The sequence below is a fragment of the Streptococcus sp. CF7_Ac1-8 genome (assembly GCF_024295435.1).
GTDB lineage: Bacteria > Bacillota > Bacilli > Lactobacillales > Streptococcaceae > Streptococcus > Streptococcus mitis_AP.
Genome location: NZ_JANCPI010000001.1, coordinates 97,271 through 118,139, shown reverse-complemented (window position 1 = coordinate 118,139; position 20,869 = coordinate 97,271). Strand labels below are relative to the sequence as shown.

18 protein-coding genes are annotated in these 20,869 nt (G+C 36.5%); 11 read left to right on the top strand and 7 right to left on the bottom strand.

What is annotated here, in order from left to right:
- Window positions 1–3 precede the first annotated feature (3 nt).
- Together NMM26_RS00500 and ltrA are read left to right on the top strand one after the other, a co-directional pair.
- A complete protein-coding gene (locus NMM26_RS00500; protein ID WP_254753778.1) occupies window positions 4–2,709 on the top strand; it encodes a phage tail tip lysozyme in 2,706 nt (901 codons plus the stop codon).
- A 708-nt stretch (window positions 2,710–3,417) separates the two neighbouring features.
- On the top strand, window positions 3,418–5,340 hold the full coding sequence (gene ltrA / locus NMM26_RS00495; protein ID WP_000165607.1) for a group II intron reverse transcriptase/maturase: 1,923 nt from the start codon (window positions 3,418–3,420) through the stop codon (window positions 5,338–5,340).
- Between the two features lie 295 nt (window positions 5,341–5,635).
- Here ltrA and NMM26_RS00490 read toward each other — a convergent pair whose 3' ends face one another.
- Genes NMM26_RS00490 through NMM26_RS00480 form a run of 3 tightly spaced genes read right to left on the bottom strand, consistent with a single transcriptional unit; the run spans window position 5,636 to window position 6,719 of the window.
- Entirely contained in the window at window positions 5,636–6,244 is a 609-nt protein-coding gene (locus NMM26_RS00490) for a hypothetical protein (RefSeq protein WP_000155338.1), read from the bottom strand.
- A gap of 1 nt (window position 6,245) precedes the next feature.
- Window positions 6,246–6,410 carry a hypothetical protein gene (locus NMM26_RS00485; RefSeq protein ID WP_000201399.1) on the bottom strand — a complete coding sequence of 55 codons (165 nt, stop codon included), beginning with the start codon at window positions 6,408–6,410 and terminating at the stop codon, window positions 6,246–6,248.
- Between the two features lie 18 nt (window positions 6,411–6,428).
- Window positions 6,429–6,719 (bottom strand): hypothetical protein, encoded by a 291-nt coding sequence (locus tag NMM26_RS00480; RefSeq protein WP_254753777.1) that lies wholly within the window; start codon window positions 6,717–6,719, stop codon window positions 6,429–6,431.
- 142 nt (window positions 6,720–6,861) lie between these two features.
- On the opposite strand from NMM26_RS00480, the gene NMM26_RS00475 reads away from it, so the two are divergent.
- From NMM26_RS00475 to NMM26_RS00460, 4 genes are all read left to right on the top strand, one after another.
- Complete coding sequence (locus NMM26_RS00475) at window positions 6,862–7,272, top strand: thrombospondin type 3 repeat-containing protein (protein WP_050261993.1); 411 nt, start codon at window positions 6,862–6,864, stop codon at window positions 7,270–7,272.
- A 47-nt stretch (window positions 7,273–7,319) separates the two neighbouring features.
- Window positions 7,320–13,532 (top strand): SNF2-related protein, encoded by a 6,213-nt coding sequence (locus NMM26_RS00470; RefSeq protein ID WP_254753776.1) that lies wholly within the window; start codon window positions 7,320–7,322, stop codon window positions 13,530–13,532.
- Between the two features lie 74 nt (window positions 13,533–13,606).
- Window positions 13,607–13,891 carry a DUF5962 family protein gene (locus NMM26_RS00465; RefSeq protein ID WP_000969637.1) on the top strand — a complete coding sequence of 95 codons (285 nt, stop codon included), beginning with the start codon at window positions 13,607–13,609 and terminating at the stop codon, window positions 13,889–13,891.
- A 13-nt stretch (window positions 13,892–13,904) separates the two neighbouring features.
- Entirely contained in the window at window positions 13,905–14,201 is a 297-nt protein-coding gene (locus tag NMM26_RS00460; RefSeq protein WP_000998890.1) for a DUF5966 family protein, read from the top strand.
- Between the two features lie 291 nt (window positions 14,202–14,492).
- Here the strand turns inward: NMM26_RS00460 and NMM26_RS00455 are convergent, their stop codons facing one another.
- The gene (locus tag NMM26_RS00455; RefSeq protein WP_049546323.1) at window positions 14,493–14,708 is read right to left on the bottom strand and encodes an excisionase; all 216 of its coding nucleotides are present in this window, start codon (window positions 14,706–14,708) and stop codon (window positions 14,493–14,495) included.
- Between NMM26_RS00455 and NMM26_RS00450 the strand changes: the two genes are divergently transcribed.
- Complete coding sequence (locus tag NMM26_RS00450; RefSeq protein ID WP_001845478.1) at window positions 14,692–14,943, top strand: hypothetical protein; 252 nt, start codon at window positions 14,692–14,694, stop codon at window positions 14,941–14,943. The genes NMM26_RS00455 and NMM26_RS00450 overlap by 17 nt on opposite strands.
- Window positions 14,944–15,168: 225 nt before the next feature.
- Here NMM26_RS00450 and NMM26_RS00445 read toward each other — a convergent pair whose 3' ends face one another.
- Together NMM26_RS00445 and NMM26_RS00440 are read right to left on the bottom strand one after the other, a co-directional pair.
- Entirely contained in the window at window positions 15,169–15,399 is a 231-nt protein-coding gene (locus tag NMM26_RS00445) for a helix-turn-helix domain-containing protein (RefSeq protein ID WP_000857133.1), read from the bottom strand.
- A complete protein-coding gene (locus tag NMM26_RS00440; protein ID WP_000804885.1) occupies window positions 15,396–15,818 on the bottom strand; it encodes a sigma-70 family RNA polymerase sigma factor in 423 nt (140 codons plus the stop codon). Before NMM26_RS00440 ends, NMM26_RS00445 begins: the two co-directional genes overlap by 4 nt.
- Before the next feature lie 504 nt (window positions 15,819–16,322).
- Here NMM26_RS00440 and NMM26_RS00435 point away from each other — a divergent pair.
- Window positions 16,323–16,676 (top strand): helix-turn-helix transcriptional regulator, encoded by a 354-nt coding sequence (locus tag NMM26_RS00435; RefSeq protein ID WP_001227347.1) that lies wholly within the window; start codon window positions 16,323–16,325, stop codon window positions 16,674–16,676.
- A gap of 59 nt (window positions 16,677–16,735) precedes the next feature.
- On the opposite strand, the gene NMM26_RS00430 is transcribed toward NMM26_RS00435, so the two are convergent.
- Window positions 16,736–16,927, bottom strand: coding sequence for a cysteine-rich KTR domain-containing protein (locus tag NMM26_RS00430; RefSeq protein WP_001860868.1), 192 nt, complete (start codon window positions 16,925–16,927; stop codon window positions 16,736–16,738).
- Window positions 16,928–17,448: 521 nt separating this feature from the next.
- Between NMM26_RS00430 and NMM26_RS00425 the strand changes: the two genes are divergently transcribed.
- The 3 genes from NMM26_RS00425 (at window position 17,449) to msr(D) (ending at window position 20,805) form a co-directional block, all read left to right on the top strand.
- Window positions 17,449–17,619, top strand: a complete 171-nt coding sequence (locus NMM26_RS00425) for a hypothetical protein (RefSeq protein WP_000873143.1) — start codon at window positions 17,449–17,451, stop codon at window positions 17,617–17,619.
- A 385-nt stretch (window positions 17,620–18,004) separates the two neighbouring features.
- Entirely contained in the window at window positions 18,005–19,222 is a 1,218-nt protein-coding gene (gene mef(A) / locus NMM26_RS00420) for a macrolide efflux MFS transporter Mef(A) (RefSeq protein ID WP_000417519.1), read from the top strand.
- 119 nt (window positions 19,223–19,341) lie between these two features.
- Window positions 19,342–20,805: an ABC-F type ribosomal protection protein Msr(D) gene (gene msr(D), locus NMM26_RS00415; protein WP_000420313.1), complete on the top strand. Its 1,464-nt coding sequence runs from the start codon at window positions 19,342–19,344 to the stop codon at window positions 20,803–20,805.
- Window positions 20,806–20,869 lie beyond the last annotated feature (64 nt).

Here is a 20,869-nt window from a genome sequence, read left to right as displayed (position 1 = left end):
TAAATGAAGGATAAAAGAGAAATTATACGTGCCCGAAAGGCATTTAGAAGAAGTCTAAAAGATGAGAAGAAATTCTTGAAACAAGGAAAGAAGGAAGTGAAGAAACAGAAAAAAGATTCCGCTGTACTGGATGAAAAAGCATGGAAAAAAGAGATAAAAGAAAAGCTAGAGGAGATGAGAGAAGCTTCAAAGGAGAGAGTAAAACAAGCAAATGAAGACTACAATCATATTCTTCAAAATAGTCCTCCATCTCTTTTGAATCGGAAAGAATTAAGAGACAGACGGTTGCCTCATGCTAGGAAACGATTGAAAATAGCCAAGAAGCAATTTAAGGAAGCTAAGGTAGAAGCAAAAGAAGAAAGAAAAGAGAGTCGTAAAGAAAGAAAAACCAATCAAAAATTTCTCTACGGTCAGGAATCGAAAGCAAAATCTAATTTTTTCTTTCAAGGGAAGAGTTTAGAAGAATTAAAAGCTAAGAAAGAAGTCAAGGCCGCAAAAGAGAATCTAAAATCTACTAAACAAGCCTATAAGTCCAAAAAAGTCAGTAGGAAAGCCAAAACTTTTCTTTATGTCCTTGGACGTGAAGGTGGAGAGTTAGCTTCAGAAAATGAAGATTTAGAAGGCTATCGCACACTTCAAGAGACCATTAGAAAAGGGAAACGCTACAGTCGGCTTTCTTACAATCTTGGGAAAGCTAGTGTCAAAACAGGACAAGCAACAGGTCGTTTTACCAAGAAAAGACTGACAAACACAAAAGAGCGATACCATCATTTTAAGGATGGAAAAGGATGGAAACTAGCGAAAGATAATCCAAGTTCCTTTAAAAATCGGTTTCGAAAAATAAAGAAACAAGGTCTTACAAGTGTCCGAAATATCTATCAAAAATTAAAAGCAGCCTTTTCCTTCTTTACATTTGCGGCTGGAAATCCTGTAACCTGGATAGTTGGAGGAATAGTCTTTCTTCTTTTACTTATGATGAGCTTCTTTTTAGGATTTTCATCTGCTAGTTTGATTCAACAAGATGAATTTGAATTAACAAAAGCTTATACCCACCTAACTTGGGAAGACGCAGAACATACTCGCACAAATGACAAAGGAATTACTTATTACACAAAAGTTGATGATGTGATGGGCTATATGAACTTTAAATTCCATGACTATGAGTTACACAAACCAGTTCACTTATTTAGTTCAGAAACTTACAAGGATTATCTATCTACTTTGTGGCATGATTTAAACGATGGGGAAGATTTGAAATCAATGCAAGACCTTTATGAAACTCCTAAGTATAAACTATCGAAAGATGATCAAGAGGAAATGAAGGAACTAAAAGAAGAGGGTGTGTATGCTTCTATGCAGGAATTGGACAATCCATTTGAGGGGAAAAGCAACGAAGATAGTTTAACCATGACTTATCGTTATGGATACTATGATTTAGACGGAAAACCTACTCTTCAGGAGTACATTCTATTAGAAGCGAAGGCTCACCAAACGATTGTCGCACCAATGGATGGAGTTGTATCTCTAGATGGAGATGATGTTATTCTCACTAACGGAAAAGGAGAGAATGAGAGTCGATTGACTTTGCATTCTATTCATAATGGCCGTGCGATTGAGGGGACAAGAGTCCTAACGGGTGATGTTATTGGTGAAACACCAGATGATACAGGTTTGAAAGTTTCCTATCAAAAGTATAAGAACAAGAAAGAAAAATTGGTGTATGTCAATCCGCAATTTTATTTTCCAAAAGTCATTCAACTTCAGACAACTATCTTACCTGCCATTGGTCAGTTTGGTGGAGATGAGTTTGAACGAGCAAAACATATTTATGAGTTTTTGAAATCTCAAGGGGCAAGTCCCCAAGCCATTGCGGCTATTTTAGGAAATTGGTCGGTAGAGTCTTCTATCAATCCTAAACGAGCTGAGGGAGATTATTTATCTCCTCCAGTTGGAGCTACCGATTCCTCATGGGATGATGAAAGCTGGTTAGCGATTGGAGGACCAGCCATTTATAGTGGTGCTTATCCTAATATTCTTCATAGAGGTCTAGGTTTAGGGCAATGGACGGATACTGCAGATGGTTCAACACGTCATACAGCTTTATTGAATTATGCACATAGCAAAAATAAGAAGTGGTATGATTTAGACCTCCAACTTGATTTTATGCTTCATGGGGATAGTCCTTACTATCAAAGTTGGTTAAAGGATTTCTTTAAAAATACGGGCAGTGCAGCCAATCTGGCCCAACTCTTCCTTACCTATTGGGAGGGAAATTCTGGTGACAAACTACTGGAAAGACAAACCAGAGCAACGGAATGGTATTACCAAATTGAAAAAGGCTTCAGCCAAACAAATGGAGGACAGGCAAAAAGTGACCCGCAATCCCTTGAAGGGGTTCGTGGAGACTTGTATGATCATTCTGTTCCTGGTGGTGGAGATGGTATGGCCTATGCCTATGGACAATGTACATGGGGTGTTGCGGCTCGTATGAACCAGTTAGGCTTAAAATTAAAAGGTAGAAATGTAGAAAAGATTTCAATCATTAATACCATGGGAAATGGTCAAGACTGGGTTGCGACAGCTTCAAGTCTTGGAGGAGAAACGGGTTCCACACCAAGAGCAGGTGCCATTGTTTCTTTTGTAGGAGGTACACATGGGACACCAGCAGACTATGGTCATGTGGCTTTTGTCGGTGCGAGACGTTTCTAACTGAAAAGGTTAGACACGTTCTTGAAAAATCAACCTGATAATCAGGTTAAATTTGAATAGAATGGAGAACTCTTATCTTGAAAATTGGAATGAAGGGGTAACGCCCTGAAACGATTTCTCTAATACTCCGACATGCGTTTATCTTGTGCAAAGGTAAAGGTATGAAGCTCGGTGAAGTCGGCTGAAAGATACCGTCATTCTTAAGGACTTAAGAATCGAAAGTGTTCCAGAGGTGGAATATGTATCTGATAGGTCGGGAGTCATTAAAAACTAAATAGGGTGAGAATGTGCATGAGCACTGACGAACCAGCGAATGTACGCTCCGAAGGCGAGTACGTAGAAATGCGTATAACAACGTAAGTTGTTTCAACTTGAGGAAGAGTAAGAATCGACGATATGAAATTCCTTGTTATGTTACAGGCATATCAAAGTTGAAGGGGTATAGCTAGGCACCTAAGTTTAGTATTGATAAAGATAAGGGAACGTCGAAAGCTAGAGATGTGGAGGTTGCACAACCAGAGAAACATTGGAAAGAAAATCATAACTTTCCTTAATCTCTAGTGAGAGTGGTGGCACGACCTTTGAAAGTGTTGTAATGATACTGGAGGAACAGCCACTAGTCAATAGTGTATTGTTATGAACTTTATCATTTCATGGATTCTTGTAAGACATAAAAGGTCACGAATCCAAAGAGAGGAGTGATAGACCATGACGAAACCAAAAAATGATGACAAACTATTAAAACATCAAAAACTAAGGTATGCGGAATACTATGGCATGACCGAGATTTTTGATGATTTATATTCCAAAAGTCAAAAGGGATTCAGTTTTAAGAACTTAATGAACATTATCATATCTCCCGAGAATATACTGCTCGCTTATCGTACCATAAAGCGGAATGGTGGTAGTCAAACCGAAGGAGTAGATGGTGTTACCATTAAAGATTTAGAAAATCTGACCCAAGAAGACTTTATCTCTAAAGTTCAAAGAAGATTTCAATATTATAGACCCAGAAAAGTCAGAAGAGTAGAGATTCCTAAGCCAAATGGGAAGAAACGACCACTTGGCATTCCCTCGATGTGGGACAGAGTGGCCCAACAGTGTATTTTACAAGTGTTGGATCCAATCTGTGAAGCGAAATTTTACAAACACAGTTATGGATTTAGACCCTTAAGGTCGGCTGATAACGCTATTATGGACTGTATGTATCGTATGAATAAAAGTCATATGACTTATGTCGTTGACGTTGATATTAAAGGCTTTTTTGATGAAGTGAATCATACTAAGTTAATGCGTCAAATCTGGACATTAGGTATCAGGGACAAACAACTTCTAGTGATTATTCGAAAAATGTTAAAAGCACCAATTGTTCTTCCGAATGGAAAAGTGACATATCCAACTAAGGGCACACCACAAGGAGGTATCTTATCTCCACTACTTGCCAATATCAATCTCAATGAATTTGATTGGTGGATAGGACGACAATGGGAAGAAAGAGATTGTAAGGAATTAGTTCCTCAATATAATTCCAAGGGAACAAGACACAAGTCACATGTTTACAGAAAGCTACGAACTTCAACGACGCTAAAAGAAGTTTATATTGTCCGATATGCGGATGATTTTAAAATCTTTTGTCGAAATAGGAATGAGGCAGAGCGAACATTTAAGGCTGTAAAATTGTGGTTAAAAGAACGACTTAACCTCCCTATTTCAGAGGAAAAATCTCAAATTACCAATCTGAGAAAGAAAAGCAGTGAATTCCTTGGGATTACTTTAAAGCTAGTTTCTAAGAATAATCGTTTGGTTTGTTTCTCTCATATTGCATCAAAAGCCAAGAAACGTATTAAACATCAACTGAAACAACAGATGAAATTGATACAAATTAAAGGTGCTAAAGAAACAATTATTCGTGAAATACAGAAGTATAATAGTATGGTTATCGGTATTCATAACTATTATAGTATGGCAACACATGTGAGTAAGGATTTAGAAGAAATTCATTATCAGCTTTATCTCTCTTTTAAAAATCGATTGCAGGCGAAAGGTCTGACAAAAATAGGAGAATACAAGGGAAAAGATAAAGGACTTCTCCCCTACCTCCAATCTCAAAACATTCGGTACTTAATGGGTTATCCAATTCTTCCAATTAGCTATGTCAAGACGAGAACACTAAAAGGAAGAAATAAGAATCTGAATAGGTATACTCCCGAGGGGAGAAAATTGATTCATAAACAACAGGAATCTGTTGAAACATGGAAATTAAAATGGCTGAGAGAACACTCAATTATAAATAAGCGTGCAACAGTTGAATACAATGATAATCGAATTTCTTTATTTGTAGCTCAAAAAGGGAAATGTGCTGTAACCGGTCAGGAATTGGATATGGATGATATTCATTGTCACCATAAGAGACCGTGGTTAGAAACAAAGGATGACTCTTATAGGAACCTTATCATTGTTGGACGAGATATTCATCGCCTGATTCACGCAACAAATGAGAAGGTTATCAAAAATCTCTTTCAGCTTTTGAATTTGAGTGATACAGGACTGACCAAATTAAATCAGTTGCGCGAACTTGCAGGAAATTCACCATTATTGAAAGAAAATTTGAACTTAGAACAATTATGTTAATCATATTAATACAGCACGATAAAGCAAAATCGTGATAATACACTATTGATGGAACGCCGTGTGCGGTGAAAGTCGCATGCACGGTGTGAAGCGGGGGAAAAGATGGAGATAGTATCAAAGTTTTACCTATCGCTATAGAAAGTATATGATGATGGTTCTTTCCTTGTGTCTGAGACAAACTATGGGGGTAATCCTAACTATACCTTTAGAAAAATCTCTCAAGCAGATAGTGCCATTAGTTTTGCCTATACAACGAAATAAAAAAATCATGTCATCAGTTTAGGTGACATGATTCTTATTTTTTATAGAGTGACATATTTAATGCCATAGGCTGATAACTTACTTGATGATCGTCTTTAATCAATTGACTGTAAGCAACAAATCCGAACTGTTCATAAAATTGAATGACTTTAGGATGATTGATACTATCTAAAAATACCATCTGAGTTCCTACAATTGCTCGAAATTCTTCAATTTTTTGAATTACAATTTCAAATAACTCTTGTCCTGATAATTTATTTAGCTTTGTGTTTTTGCCGAATTGACCGATAAGTAACACAGGTAGATAATCAATATTTTTGGGACTTTTCCCTTTTAGGACGAGTTTCTTTTTTAAAGATTTCTCTAAATCAGAAATATCAACAACTTTGAGAGATAAACTAAAGAATCCTATGATGTTATTTGTTTCAGTTTCTTCAACGATAAAATTACGAGAACGATGTTGTTTTTCAAAATTGGGGGCTTTATCAGATAGATAAGTCAACATCTCTTCATTACCGTTGAAATCAACATTTTCTAAAATGATAGTTTTAAATAGATCCTGAACTTGTTTCTCAGTTTTATCAGGGGCTAGCACTTGAATATTTTCAAGATATTGCTTAAGTGGTGTTACTTGAATTGTCATCTTACAGATACTTTGAAATGAGTTTATTTTTCGTTGGAGCGGTAGCGTCCTGTGATTCAATAGATTTCAAGACGGCTTGTAGCTTTTTAGATGGTTTATGATTAAGAATTTTTAGAGCATCTTCGTTTGTTAGTTTTATATCACGTGTTAAACTGATTGTAGCCATTTGTTCTACCTCCTGTTTCTACTTAAATTCATTATAGCTTATTTTGAACAAAAGTTCAATCTGAAGATAGTGTATGTTTATAAATCCAAAATAAGTTTTTCTCTTGCGTTTGTAGCTATTTAAAGATACAATATGTCTATAAATGAGTGGTTGGCTCATGGTCAATCTGATAGTAATCTTGGACATAAGGTCCAAGCGGTGGCGGACACCAGAACGAAATCCGATAGCAATCTTGGACGTAAGGGCCAAGCGGTGGCAGACATCAGAATAAACCGACTGACTAGTTGGCTTACAGGTTCTGTAAGTCATCTTTTTTACTTTGATCGTAACGTTTTATCATTTTAAGGAGAACGAGGTTTTGGCTCGTTCTCTTTTTTGTTGTGATACTTCTTTCAAGGAATATTTGGTAGGATTGGAGTGAAAAAAGATTAACTAGGAAAGAAGGAAGTATATGGAAGCCATTTATCAACGTGATTCGGATCAAGATGGACTAACTGATGCTCAAGAATTAGCGCTAGGAACCAATCCTCTTAGCGCAGATTCTGATGGTGATGGTCGTTCAGATTTAGTGGAAGTAGAAGAAGGAAGCAATCCCTTAGAAAAGGATTTACAAGACATAGACCAAACAAGTATAACTGAACCATCTTCAGTATTTATGGAAATGAAACAAAAGATTTCAGATATGATGGAGAGTCACTACAAGGAATTTATACAGGCTCTTATTAGTATTGAAACAGGGATTGAAAACGAACAAGACCTTGAAGACTTATATACTTACTACATGAGAACAGATGCCGTTTCTCTTTTGTCTAGTGATTTAGAAACCAGTCCTCAAGAGGTTGAAATGGAGATAGAGTTGTAGGGGAATCATGTGATTCTCCTATTTTCGTATAGATGAAAGGAGCGAGTATGGAAGTAATGCAATTATTGGCTATGTTTCGTGGAACAATTCCAAAAGATAGGGAGAAAATGGACCTATTTCTTCGATATCAAGCGCAACATTTTGATGAGAAATGGCAGGACTTGGTAGAGAGTTTTTTGGCTGAAGAGGGTAAGATAGAAGAGATACCTCATGTCTATTCGTTTCATCAAGATATTGTTTCTTTCCTAGAGGCTAGTTCTGAAAATAATGACCAAGATTTAGAAAGTTACACAAGAAATTTTGGACAAGCAGGTCTAGGTAAATTATCTCAATTAAGTAATTTTGAGAAAAACTTGGTGCTAGAAGTCGCAATCTATAACCTTTCCACTCGATTTTACATCCAGTCTGAAAAAGATAAGTTAGAACCATTAAGTGAGCTTGTATTTCATCAGAATCAGGATGTCAATTTAGTCAATGTCTATCGGGTTGCGAATAATCTATCTGACCGTGTTAGTAGAGATATAGAGGAATTTCTTCTAATGGTTGACTCAAAAGAGCTTAAAAAAGAGGTTCTTGAGATTCATTTTGAAGAAAAAGAGGGAGATGTTCTAGCCTATTTGGGTTCTGAATTGATGGCTACTTTAGATACCGTTACGGATCTTGTCCATCATGAAGAAAACTACCAACAACTCCCACTGACACAAAAGCTGAAGATTATTACTCATTTTGATGATGTAAAAGCTAGAAGCGAAAAGTCTAAGCAAGTAGAGGAATCCTTATCTCCTTCAAGTGATATTGAACAGGAAACGGAAGAAACGAACTCCTTTTCTAATGTCGATAAAATTGTAGAAGAAGCTTTGAGGGAATATCCAATCGGTTCACAAGTAAGTTATAAAGGACAAGTATTTCAGTTGGTTTCGATTGAAAATGCATACTTAAATGACTTAGTTCGCCTAGAGCTATTCAATGATTCCAACCAGTTATTTGAAGAGAATCCTATCTTATACTTGAATAGTTTGGAAGAGATTGAACATGTATTGTCTCTTGTAGAACTTGAAAAAGAAGATTCAGATATTGAGATTGATTCATCAAGTGAAAGCCAGGAAATAGATTTGTTTTCCTACCTGGAAGAAGAAATTGAAAAGGATAAGGAAACAAAACCTTTAATTTCAGGTATAAAAGAGACGGATGTCCCTGTTCAAGATTTTGATTTTCCAGATGATTTAGAGGGCTTTTACCCTAAGACAAATCGAGAAAAAATTGAAACGAATATCGCCGCAATTGATCTTGTTAAAAGATTAGAAAAAGAGGGACGACAAGCGAATCCAGAAGAACAAGAGCTACTAGCCAAGTATGTCGGCTGGGGCGGTCTTGCTAATGAATTTTTCGATGAACTCAATCCAAAGTATGAAGCAGAACGTTTAACTCTTAAGAGTTTAGTAAGTAAATCAGAGTACTCCACTATGAAACAAAGTTCTCTCACAGCCTATTATACAGACCCAATGATTATTCGCCAGATTTGGCAAAAATTACTGGATGATGGTTTTGAGGGAGGAAGGATATTAGATCCTTCTATGGGGACTGGGAACTTCTTTTCGGCTATGCCTAGAAGTATACGAGCTAAATCAGAACTCTATGGGGTTGAATTAGATAGTGTGACAGGCGCAATCGCAAAACAACTCCATCCAAATGTCCATATTGAAGTGCGAGGATTTGAAGAAGTTCCCTATCAAAATAATAGTTTTGATTTAGTCTTAACGAATGTTCCGTTTGGAAATTTTCGCATTGCCGATAAAAACTATGATAAACCTTATATGATTCATGATTACTTTGTCAAACACTCACTTGATTTAGTAAGAGACGGAGGACAAGTGTCGATTATCTCATCTATTGGGACAATGGATAAGCGGACAGATAATGTCTTACAAGAGATTAAAACCAACACTCATTTTTTAGGGGGAGTTCGGTTGCCGGATACGGCTTTTAAAAAGATTGCAGGTACTCGAGTTACCACAGATCTCCTCTTCTTTCAAAAGGATCAAGCAAAGAATCTTAATGAGGAGGAACTTGTCTTTAATGGCTCTATTTCTTTTGAGGAGGATAAGCGTGTCTGGATTAATCCTTATTTTGATGGGAAATACAATACACAAGTTTTGGGTGAATATGAGGTACGTAATTTTAATGGAGGAACCCTCAATGTTAAGGGGGTATCAGAAACATTAGCTACTGACATTATGGAAGCATTAGAGAATGTGGAAGAACCTAAACCAATTGACAATTCTTTGAAAGCACCTGTTTTTATCCAAGAAGAAGTGGATAATTCTATCCCAAGTCGTATACGTGAGGACTTAGCGCTCTATTCTTTTGGATATGAGGGAAATCAAATTTATTACCGAGATACGCATGGTATTCGGAAAAGTTCAAAAGTAGACGAAATTAGTTATTATGTAGATGAGAAGGGAGATTTTAAAGCTTGGGACAGTTCTTTGTCTGAACATAAAATAGATCGATACGTGCAACTTCATTTGACAGATGAGGAAGCACTAGATGTTTACAAGTCAGAAGAAGCGAGTAAAAGAGGGAAATATAAGGGACTGTTCAAAAAAACTGTCTTTTATGAAAGTCCCTTATCGGATAAGGACATTAGTCGTATTAAGAGCATGGTTGATTTGAGAGAGACCTATCAATCCTTAATTGAAATTCAACGTCATTCAGATTATAGTCGAACAGATTTTCAGGAATTGCTTGGCAAATTGAATCGTGACTATGACCGCTTTGTAAGTCAATTTGGATACTTGAATGCCTCAGTCAATCGGAACTTATTTGATAGTGACGATAAGTATTCCTTACTAGCAAGTTTAGAAGATGAATACATTGATTCTAAAGATCAGAAAGTAAAATATAAAAAATCTTTAGCCTTTGAGAAAGCATTGGTTAGGCCAGAGAGAGTGATTACAAGAGTATCAACGGCTTTAGATGCCTTAAACTCCAGTTTATCGGATGGTAGAGGGGTTGATTTAGACTATATGGTATCAATTTATCCCGAACATAGCCAAGCTGCTATTTTAGATGAGTTAGGTGACCAGGTTTTAATGGATCCAGAAAGTTATTTAAGAGGGGAAAGAAAATATCTTTCTAAGAACCAGTTTTTGTCAGGAGATATTCTCAATAAGATAGAAGTAGTTCAACTATTAGTAGATGAAAACAACCAAGAATTTGACTGGTCTCATGCTTTAGATTTGTTAGAATCTGTTCGCCCTCCACGGATTCATCTGGCAGATATTGAGTTCAAAATAGGGTCACGTTGGATTCCTCAATCCGTTTATGGTAAATTTGCCTTTGAATGTTTTACCAATCGTGAATTTGAATTGTCTTCGCCAGATGTTGAACAAGTCATTGAAGTGAATCCTGTCGATGGCCAGGTTCATTTAAGGACATCATTTGTTTATCGCTATCCAAGTGCCAAAGATAGTAGTCTTGGAGTTAGTGGGTCACGTTATGATACAGGAAGAAAGATTTTTGAGAATTTACTTAATTCGAACCAACCGACGATTACCATGACTGTTACGGAAGGGGAAAAGAAAAAGACTATCACAGATTTGGAAAAAACCTCTGTTCTAAGAGCAAAAGAGCAGCATTTACAAGAGCTCTTTCAAGAATTTGTCTCACGGTATCCAGAAGTCCAACAGGTCATTGAGGAAAGCTATAATCGTCTTTATAATCGAACAGTTAGTCGAGAGTATGATGGTAGCCATCTAGTCATTGATGGCTTGGCACAAAACATCAGTCTTCGTCCTCATCAAGAGAATGCTATTCAAAGAATCGTAGAAGAAAAAAGAGCTTTATTAGCTCATGAGGTAGGTTCAGGAAAGACCTTGACCATGCTTGGTGCTGGGTTTAAATTAAAGGAGTTGGGGATGGTTCATAAGCCCTTGTATGTGGTGCCCTCTAGTTTGTCTGCTCAGTTTGGCCAAGAAATCATGAAATTTTTCCCTACTAAAAAAGTCTTTGTGACCACTAAGAAAGATTTTGTGAAGGCGAGAAGAAAACAATTTGTGTCACGTATCATTACAGGAGATTACGATGCCATTGTCATTGGGGATTCTCAATTTGAAAAAATCCCTGTCAGTAAGGAAAGACAGATGAATTATATCGAGGACAAACTCAATGAACTACGAGAGATTAAAACACATTCTGAAAATAAGTACACCGTTAAAGAAGCAGAGCAATCAATAAGTGGTCTTGAGAGACAATTGGAAGAACTCCAACGCTTTAATCGTGATAGTTTTATTGATTTTGAGAACTTAGGAATTGATTTTCTCTTTGTGGATGAAGCACATCACTTTAAAAATATACGTCCAATTACTGGACTTGGAAATGTAGCAGGGATTACCAATACAACGTCTAAGAAGAATGTGGATATGGAAATGAAGGTTCGACAGATTCAGGAAGAACATGATTTTAAAAACATTGTCTTTGCGACAGGAACACCTGTTTCCAATTCTATTAGTGAGTTATATACTATGATGAACTACATTCAACCAGATATCTTAAAACGCTATCAAGTTGATTATTTTGACTCTTGGGTAGGTGCTTTTGGAGAAATTCAAAACTCTATGGAATTAGCTCCTACAGGGGATAAGTACCAACCTAAGAAACGATTTAAAAAGTTTGTCAATCTACCTGAGTTGATGAAAATCTATAAAGAAACAGCCGACATTCAAACACAAGATATGTTGGATTTACCTGTTCCAGAAGCTCATATTATCCCTATTGAGAGTGAGTTAACTGAAAACCAGAAACTCTATTTAGAAGAATTAGTTATGAGGTCAGATATGGTCAAATGTGGAACAGTTGATCCGAGCCAGGATAACATGTTGAAGATTACGGGTGAGGCGCGGAAACTAGCTATTGATATGCGTTTATTGGACTCTAGTTATAGTCTAGCAGACAATCATAAACTGCTTCAGGTAGTGGATAATGTTGAAAGAATTTATCGTGAGGGAATGGAAAATAAGGCTACTCAGATGATTTTTTCAGATATTGGCACACCTAAGAAAAAAGATAATGGCTTTGATGTTTATTCTGAGATTAAGGCTTTATTAGTTGATAGAGGAATCCCTAGTATGGAAATTGCCTTTGTACATGATGCCAATAGTGATGAAAAGAAGAATAGCTTGTCTCGAAAGGTTAATGCAGGAGAGGTTCGGGTTCTTCTTGCCTCAACTGAAAAAGGAGGAACAGGTTTAAATGTTCAGAGCAAGATGAAAGCAGTTCACCATCTGGATGTACCGTGGAGACCAAGTGACATTCAGCAACGTAATGGACGTATTATCCGACAGGGAAATGAAAACAAGGAAGTGGATATTTACCACTATATTACCAAAGGTTCGTTTGATAATTATCTATGGGCAACTCAGGAGAACAAACTCCGTTATATTAAGCAGATTATGACTTCTAAGGAGCCGATTCGTGCTGCGGAAGATATTGATGAACAGACTATGACAGCTTCTGATTTTAAGGCACTAGCAACAGGTAATCCTTATCTCAAATATAAGATGGAACTAGAGAATGATCTAACTCTATTAGAAAATCAAAGACGCGCCTTTCAACGCAGCAAGGATCACTATCGTCATACAATCTCTTACTGTGAAGAAAATATGCCCATTCTTGAGAAACGATTAAGCAAGTATGAAGGCGACATTCAACAGTCTGAAATGTCGAAAGACCAATCATTTTCTATGACGATAGGTAAACAAGTTTTTGAGCAACGAGCTGAAGCAGGTGAATCCCTACACCGTCTTATCCGTCATAATCAAACTGACAGCAAAGAATTTCGAACCCTAGCAAGTTATCGAGGATTTGACATTAAAATGCTTAGTCTACCAACGAATCAGCCTCTTCCTGAAACCTTCTCTGTTAAGATTGTAGGAGAAAATCAGTATTCTGTCAGTTTGGATTTGTATTCTCCTTTGGGGACAATTCAAAGGCTTCAGCATACGATAGACCACATTAAAGATGACCAAGTGAAAACTCAGAACTTATTGGATGAATTAAAGGATAAATGGACTACTGCTAAGGTAGAAATTGAGAAAAATTTTCCAAAGGAAGAGGATTATCAAACTAAAAAGGCCGAATACGATGTACTCGCGCCATTGATTGAAACAGAAACGGATTTAGATATTATTGATCAGGCCTTACGACAATTCCACGAAAAAGGAAAAGAAAAGCAAGAACAACTTTCTTTTGAATTAGATTAAAAAATAGATATAAATAGCGGACAAGAAAAGAAAAGCGCGGTAAAATAAAGATAGAAAGAAACGAGGTAACGATTATGATGGAAGATACCTATTATCAATTAGAAGAGGCTTTGGTACAGGGATTTCAAACACCTGAAGAATACCAAGCCTACAAGGAGTTAAAGGAACATTATGAGGAAGTGACAGGGGATTACAGTTTTTCTAAACGAGAGCTCACTAGTCAATTGGAAATCGCTCTTCAGAATCATCAAGGTGTGGACTTTGAAGAACATGAAAAAGAAGAGTATTTGGACTTAGTTCAAAAATTAGAAGAGTTTGATTCCTCTCTTGCCACCCATTATCGTCAGTTGATTGATTAGAAAGGAGAAAGTCATGAATGATTTGCTCCTTATCCCAGTAATTTTTTTAGCAGTAGGAGGAATTCTCATTCTTTTATGGAGACTCTTTCTTATTGCCAGTGGACTTTTCCTTATTGGTTTTATCAGTTTTCTTATTTTCGTGGAGGTCTATGGAATTTATCTGTTCTTTACTGAACCTAGTTTATATTTTGATGATATCAGACAACATGGTTTAACTAGTTTTACGGCTGTGTACTTTTTCATCAATCTGATGTTGGTTCTAGGATTTAGTTGGCGCTTCATTAACTCCATAAATAAGCATAAAATGTGAACTTTTTAGATAGTTAAAAGACTTTATTCAAAGGTAGGTTTGAATAGAGTTTTTTGTTGATGTGCTTATAATCCAGTCTCAATACTCTGTATTAGAAACAAAAAGAGATGAATTAAAATTAAAGTGTACAGAATGCTTTAGAGTTTCTATTTTTCTTATAATATATAGTAATTTCGGTACAAATTAACTTGTATATTCTATCTGGTTTAGTGTGATATATTCATTGTTAAATAAAAATATGAGTTCTCCTCTTATTTTAAAAAATAATTATTTTATAATTTTTTTTTATATTTAGTGTAAACTATTCATTGCGTCCAATGTATCTATAATTTTTTCAAATTGTTTTCGTTTAATCTGAATACGATTGCCATTCATAATCAGCCAATTTGCATTTTTATTTTCCTCTGCCAAGCGTCGTAGCTTGTTTTCGCCAATACGAAAATATTTTGACGCTTCTTCAATGGTTAGGGTATAACGTTCCCAAATAGGAATGTCAGTCTGCTTCATAAAATCCTCCTTTCCAAATCACTTATTTGGATTTCATAAAAGTTGTTTTACCAGCAATCGAACAGCTTTAGCAAAGCTCACGGGAGTTCCACCCCTGCATGGTTCTCATGTAGCCATACTCATTGCCTGCGACGGTTTTATCACGCTCGGACTATTGACTGTATGGGAGTATCATTATCACGATAAGAATGTCGTTGCAGGCAATCCTGCTAAAGATTGCTTCTCGGATCACTAACATGAATCGCTCGCTATCTTTATAAGATAGGTCATGGCGGTTAGTTCCGTTGGCTCTTTTCTTATCGAAACGTATTCGATTACTTTTATTCAGTTTTCAAAGAACAATGGCTCGTTAGCCTATCAAAACACATTGAAAGCTCAATATGCTTTGGTGGAATAACAAACCTCCCTGTTCGGGAAGCGTGGAATGGTTTAGCACGCTTCCACGAAAGGAGAGAGGATATTACTTAATTTCAAATGACAAAATCTTTGTAATCAGTCTGGTTTCCATTCTTCCACGTAAGACTTCATCAACGACCATACTTTGATTGCCATATTCATCTTTCATAAGTCGTAGGGAACGCTTCGTTATGTACCCTCTGTAATGATGTAGAATCTGGTTAATCGCTTCGGTATCGCCATCTGTTGCCTTTACAATGAGAGGAAAGGGAATCATAGGATATTGTGTTTTCATTCTTCAAATTCCTCCATAAACTTTTTAATTAAGGCTAGTCCACTGGTTCTATGCCGATAGACAGTAGAACGGTTCAATTTCAACAGGTCTGCAATTTCTGAATCGCTCATGTCCATAAAGTAAAACAGCAGTAGAATTTCACGTTTCTTGTCTGGCAACTCACGTAATGCTTCACTCAACAAATCATTTTCAACGCCTACTGATAACCCATTGAGTGTAAAAATCTGAAAGTCAGTTGAATAGTTATCTGTTGTCGCAAACTGGCTAACAAGATAATCGCCAACATCCGAAAAGGACACCTCACGCTTTGCAATCCTTGAAAGATAAAGCATATAATTCTTTCGCTCGTCTTCCATAGCACGTTTACAGATATAGTCAAACTGATTTTCTATTGTGGTCTGAAAAGAAGATGGTTTCATGTTTCTCACCCCCTTTCTGTCTAGGAAAGGAAGTGAGCCTTGCTCGTTTATCTCCTTTCACTCTTAGTCCCAATGTGAAAGGGGGATTTGTTGCATTACTGATAAATAAACTTTGTAAAAAAGTTCTGAATAGCCAAAAAAGCATATAAACAGATTTATTTCTCTGTTTACATGCTTCTGTTATTCTATCTATATGATTTATAAAACCACATTGGTGGACGTACTTATCTATTGCAGATAGACGACTTTTTTTGACAAGAACCCAATGTAAGGAAATTTATTGTATATGATGTACTTCATGGCGACGTTGACCTCCAACAAACCGCCATTTGGAAGTAATATACAATATTTTAACAGCGTAAATAGCACTACCATATAACGGTTTTTTTTATTGGCGTTTAGTAGTGCTTTTTATTAAATATAAACCTATAAACCATATAACACGTTTTTCTATACCTGTTTTTAATTCAGTAGGAACAATAAAATGTATAGAGGTGGTCTACTATGCGTAAAAAAGAAGATAAATATGATTTTAGAGCCTTTGGTTTAGCCATTAAAGAAGCTCGATTGAAACGAGGTTTAACTCGTGAACAAGTGGGAGCATTGATTGAAATTGACCCACGGTACTTAACTAATATTGAAAATAAAGGGCAACACCCCAGCATACAAGTTCTTTATGACCTTGTATCGTTACTTCATGTTTCCGTTGATGAATTTTTCTTACCTGCTAATAACTTGGTAAAAAGCACCCGACGATTACAGATAGAGAAATACATGGATAGCTTTACAGACAAAGAACTATCCTTAATGGAATCTTTAGCCAGCGGTATCAACGAAGCAAGAAACATCGAAGACTAATTAAAAGAATCCATACATAACGGAAAGAGCCGATAAAATGAGATTGTATTAATCTCATTTTATCGGCTCTGCGTCTTTGCGTCTGGCTCTGTAATCACAGTTACTTTGAACTGCTTTATTTCAATTAAATTTTCTTGTCTGCATTTCGGACAATAGAGGGGGAATTTTTTTAATTCAGTATCTTCCCTTATCTTTAATCGTGTTTTATTTCCACATACAGGACATGTTGAGGCGGTAAGTTTGCTAGTCAAGGAGTAAAACGACGAAGATTAGCATTTACTTCCGCCCATGCGATAGCTGTCCGTGATTGACAAGTGCTAGCACGCAGACAGAACGGAGATAGCGAACCGCTGAGTGTGTCGCTCTGCTCGTAAAAGCTTAGAAACCTTTGAACGAAAGGGATAATGAAAGCCTTGATTGCAAGGCTTTTTGCTTTATGGTGGGTAAGTATCAGAGTGAGAAAATTTTTGGAATGAGTAGAAGTGATAGCTAGAAATTATCAGTTTCTATTTCCATTTACCCTGTGGGTACGTGTTTGTTTCCATTGACAAGGAGTTTGTGGGAATAGAAATGTACCCACCTTGTTTGAATCAAGTGAAGTGTAGTTGAAGGAAATCTGTTGAAAGCAATACTTCATTTTACCGAATAAGTAATAATTTAGGCAACTTCAAATCGATTAAAAAAAACTATTTTAAAGGTTAAGAGTAGACAAAAATTGTCCACTCTTTTTTGCAAACTCAATTTATCAATAAATGAAATGAGGGAATGTAAAATGAAATATTTTGAGGTTGAGTTAGAAAATCCTGATGAATTTTTAAAACTACAAACAGAAGATTTTGTGAAAGCTAATCGCTTGCTACTAAGGAAGATAATCCAGAGCGTTACAGTCTATGAAGAAAACTTCGTCATATCCTTTAAATCTGGCATCGAATTGGAAGTATGAGTCTCATTCCATAACTTTTATATTGAACATATCATCTTGTTGTGTTATACTATAAATTGATATAAACAAAGATGTAGGAGGAACCGAAACTATGACAGCCTCAATGCGTTTAAGATAAGCTGGCAATAAAAAAAGCAGAATCTATACCCGATGATAGGCTTTTTTGTTGTGCTTATTTATACGATATTGAGCATTCATTAGTTACGGTGAGGATATTGGTTATTTAACTATACCTTTATTTAACTATGTCTTTAATATGAATGTTTCCAAATTGTATGTATGCAGACCAAAAGCCACATTGTGGGGTTTGGCCTGCATTTTTTATTGCCTAGAATGCTATTCAAAATAGAAATTCAAGCAAAATAATATGCAGGAGATAATATAAATGGAAAAATACAACAATTGGAAACGAAAATTTTATGCAATATGGGCAGGGCAAGCAGTATCATTAATCACTAGTGCCATCCTGCAAATGGCGATTATTTTTTACCTTACAGAAAAAACAGGATCTGCGATGGTCTTGTCTATGGCTTCATTAGTAGGTTTTTTACCCTATGCGATTTTGGGACCTGCCATTGGTGTGCTAGTGGATCGTCATGATAGGAAGAAGATAATGATTGGTGCCGATTTAATTATCGCAGCAGCTGGTGCAGTGCTTGCTATTGTTGCATTCTGTATGGAGCTACCTGTCTGGATGATTATGATAGTATTGTTTATCCGTAGCATTGGAACAGCTTTTCATACCCCAGCACTCAATGCGGTTACACCACTTTTAGTACCAGAAGAACAGCTAACGAAATGCGCAGGCTATAGTCAGTCTTTGCAGTCTATAAGCTATATTGTTAGTCCGGCAGTTGCAGCACTCTTATACTCCGTTTGGGATTTAAATGCTATTATTGCCATCGACGTATTGGGTGCTGTGATTGCATCTATTACGGTAGCAATTGTACGTATACCTAAGCTGGGTAATCAAGTGCAAAGTTTAGAACCAAATTTCATAAGGGAGATGAAAGAAGGAGTTGTGGTTCTGAGACAAAACAAAGGATTGTTTGCCTTATTACTCTTAGGAACACTATATACTTTTGTTTATATGCCAATCAATGCACTATTTCCTTTAATAAGCATGGAACACTTTAATGGAACGCCTGTGCATATTTCTATTACGGAAATTTCCTTTGCATTTGGGATGCTAGCAGGAGGCTTATTATTAGGAAGATTAGGGGGCTTCGAAAAGCATGTATTACTAATAACAAGTTCATTTTTTATAATGGGGACCAGTTTAGCCGTTTCGGGAATACTTCCTCCAAATGGATTTGTAATATTCGTAGTTTGCTGTGCAATAATGGGGCTTTCGGTGCCATTTTATAGCGGTGTGCAAACAGCTCTTTTTCAGGAGAAAATTAAGCCTGAATATTTAGGACGTGTATTTTCTTTGATCGGAAGTATCATGTCACTTGCTATGCCAATTGGGTTAATTCTTTCTGGATTCTTTGCTGATAAAATCGGTGTAAATCATTGGTTTTTACTATCAGGTATTTTAATTATTGGCATTGCTATAGTTTGCCAAATGATAACTGAGGTTAGAAAATTAGATTTAAAATAAACAATATTGGAGGAATATTTATGTATCTTATTTTCATGTAACTCTTCCTGCTAAAATCGCAGGGTTTTCCCTGCATACAAGCAAATGAAAGCATGCGATTATAGACAGGAGGAAATGTTATGGAATTAATATTAAAAGCAAAAGACATTCGTGTGGAATTCAAAGGACGCGATGTTTTAGATATAAATGAATTAGAAGTATATGATTATGACCGTATTGGTTTAGTAGGAGCAAATGGTGCTGGAAAAAGCACTTTACTCAGGGTACTTTTAGGAGAATTAACTCCCCCAGGATGTAAAATGAATCGTCTGGGTGAACTTGCCTATATTCCCCAGTTGGACGAAGTAACTCTGCAGGAGGAAAAAGATTTTGCACTTGTAGGCAAGCTAGGTGTTGAGCAATTAAATATACAGACTATGAGCGGTGGTGAAGAAACAAGGCTTAAAATAGCACAGGCCTTATCGGCACAGGTTCATGGTATTTTAGCGGATGAACCTACGAGCCATTTAGACCGTGAAGGAATTGATTTTCTAATAGGACAGCTAAAATATTTTACAGGTGCACTGTTAGTTATTAGCCATGACCGCTATTTTCTTGATGAAATAGTAGATAAAATATGGGAACTGAAAGATGGCAAAATCACTGAGTATTGGGGAAACTATTCTGATTATCTTCGTCAGAAAGAGGAAGAACGTAAGAGCCAAGCTGCAGAATACGAACAATTTATTGCGGAACGTGCCCGATTGGAAAGGGCTGCGGAGGAAAAGCGAAAACAGGCTCGTAAAATAGAACAGAAGGCAAAAGGTTCTTCAAAGAAAAAAAGTACTGAAGACGGAGGGCGTTTAGCTCATCAAAAATCAATAGGAAGTAAGGAAAAAAAGATGTATAATGCTGCTAAAACCCTAGAGCACAGGATTGCGGCCTTAGGAAAAGTAGAAGCTCCGGAAGGCATTCGCAGAATTCGTTTCAGGCAAAGTAAAGCATTGGAGCTCCATAATCCATACCCTATAGTCGGTGCAGAAATTAATAAAGTATTTGGGGATAAGGCTCTGTTTGAAAATGCATCTTTTCAAATTCCGTTAGGAGCAAAAGTGGCGTTAACTGGTGGTAATGGAATCGGAAAAACAACTTTAATCCAAATGATCTTAAACCATGAAGAAGGAATTTCTATTTCGCCTAAGGCAAAAATAGGTTACTTTGCACAGAATGGTTACAAGTACAACAGTAATCAGAATGTTATGGAGTTTATGCAGAAGGATTGTGACTACAATATATCAGAAATTCGTTCAGTGCTAGCATCTATGGGGTTCAAACAGAACGATATTGGAAAAAGTTTATCTGTTTTAAGCGGTGGAGAAATTATAAAATTGTTGCTTGCTAAAATGCTCATGGGTAGATATAACATCCTAATAATGGATGAACCCAGTAACTTCCTTGACATACCAAGTTTAGAGGCTTTGGAAATACTAATGAAGGAGTACACCGGAACTATCGTGTTTATCACCCACGATAAACGATTACTCGAAAATGTAGCAGATGTAGTTTATGAAATTAGAGATAAGAAAATAAATCTGAAACATTAAATTTAAGGTAGTCGCTGGTCAGTATAGTCTGTTCTGGTTGGCGACTCCATTGTTAAAGAGTATA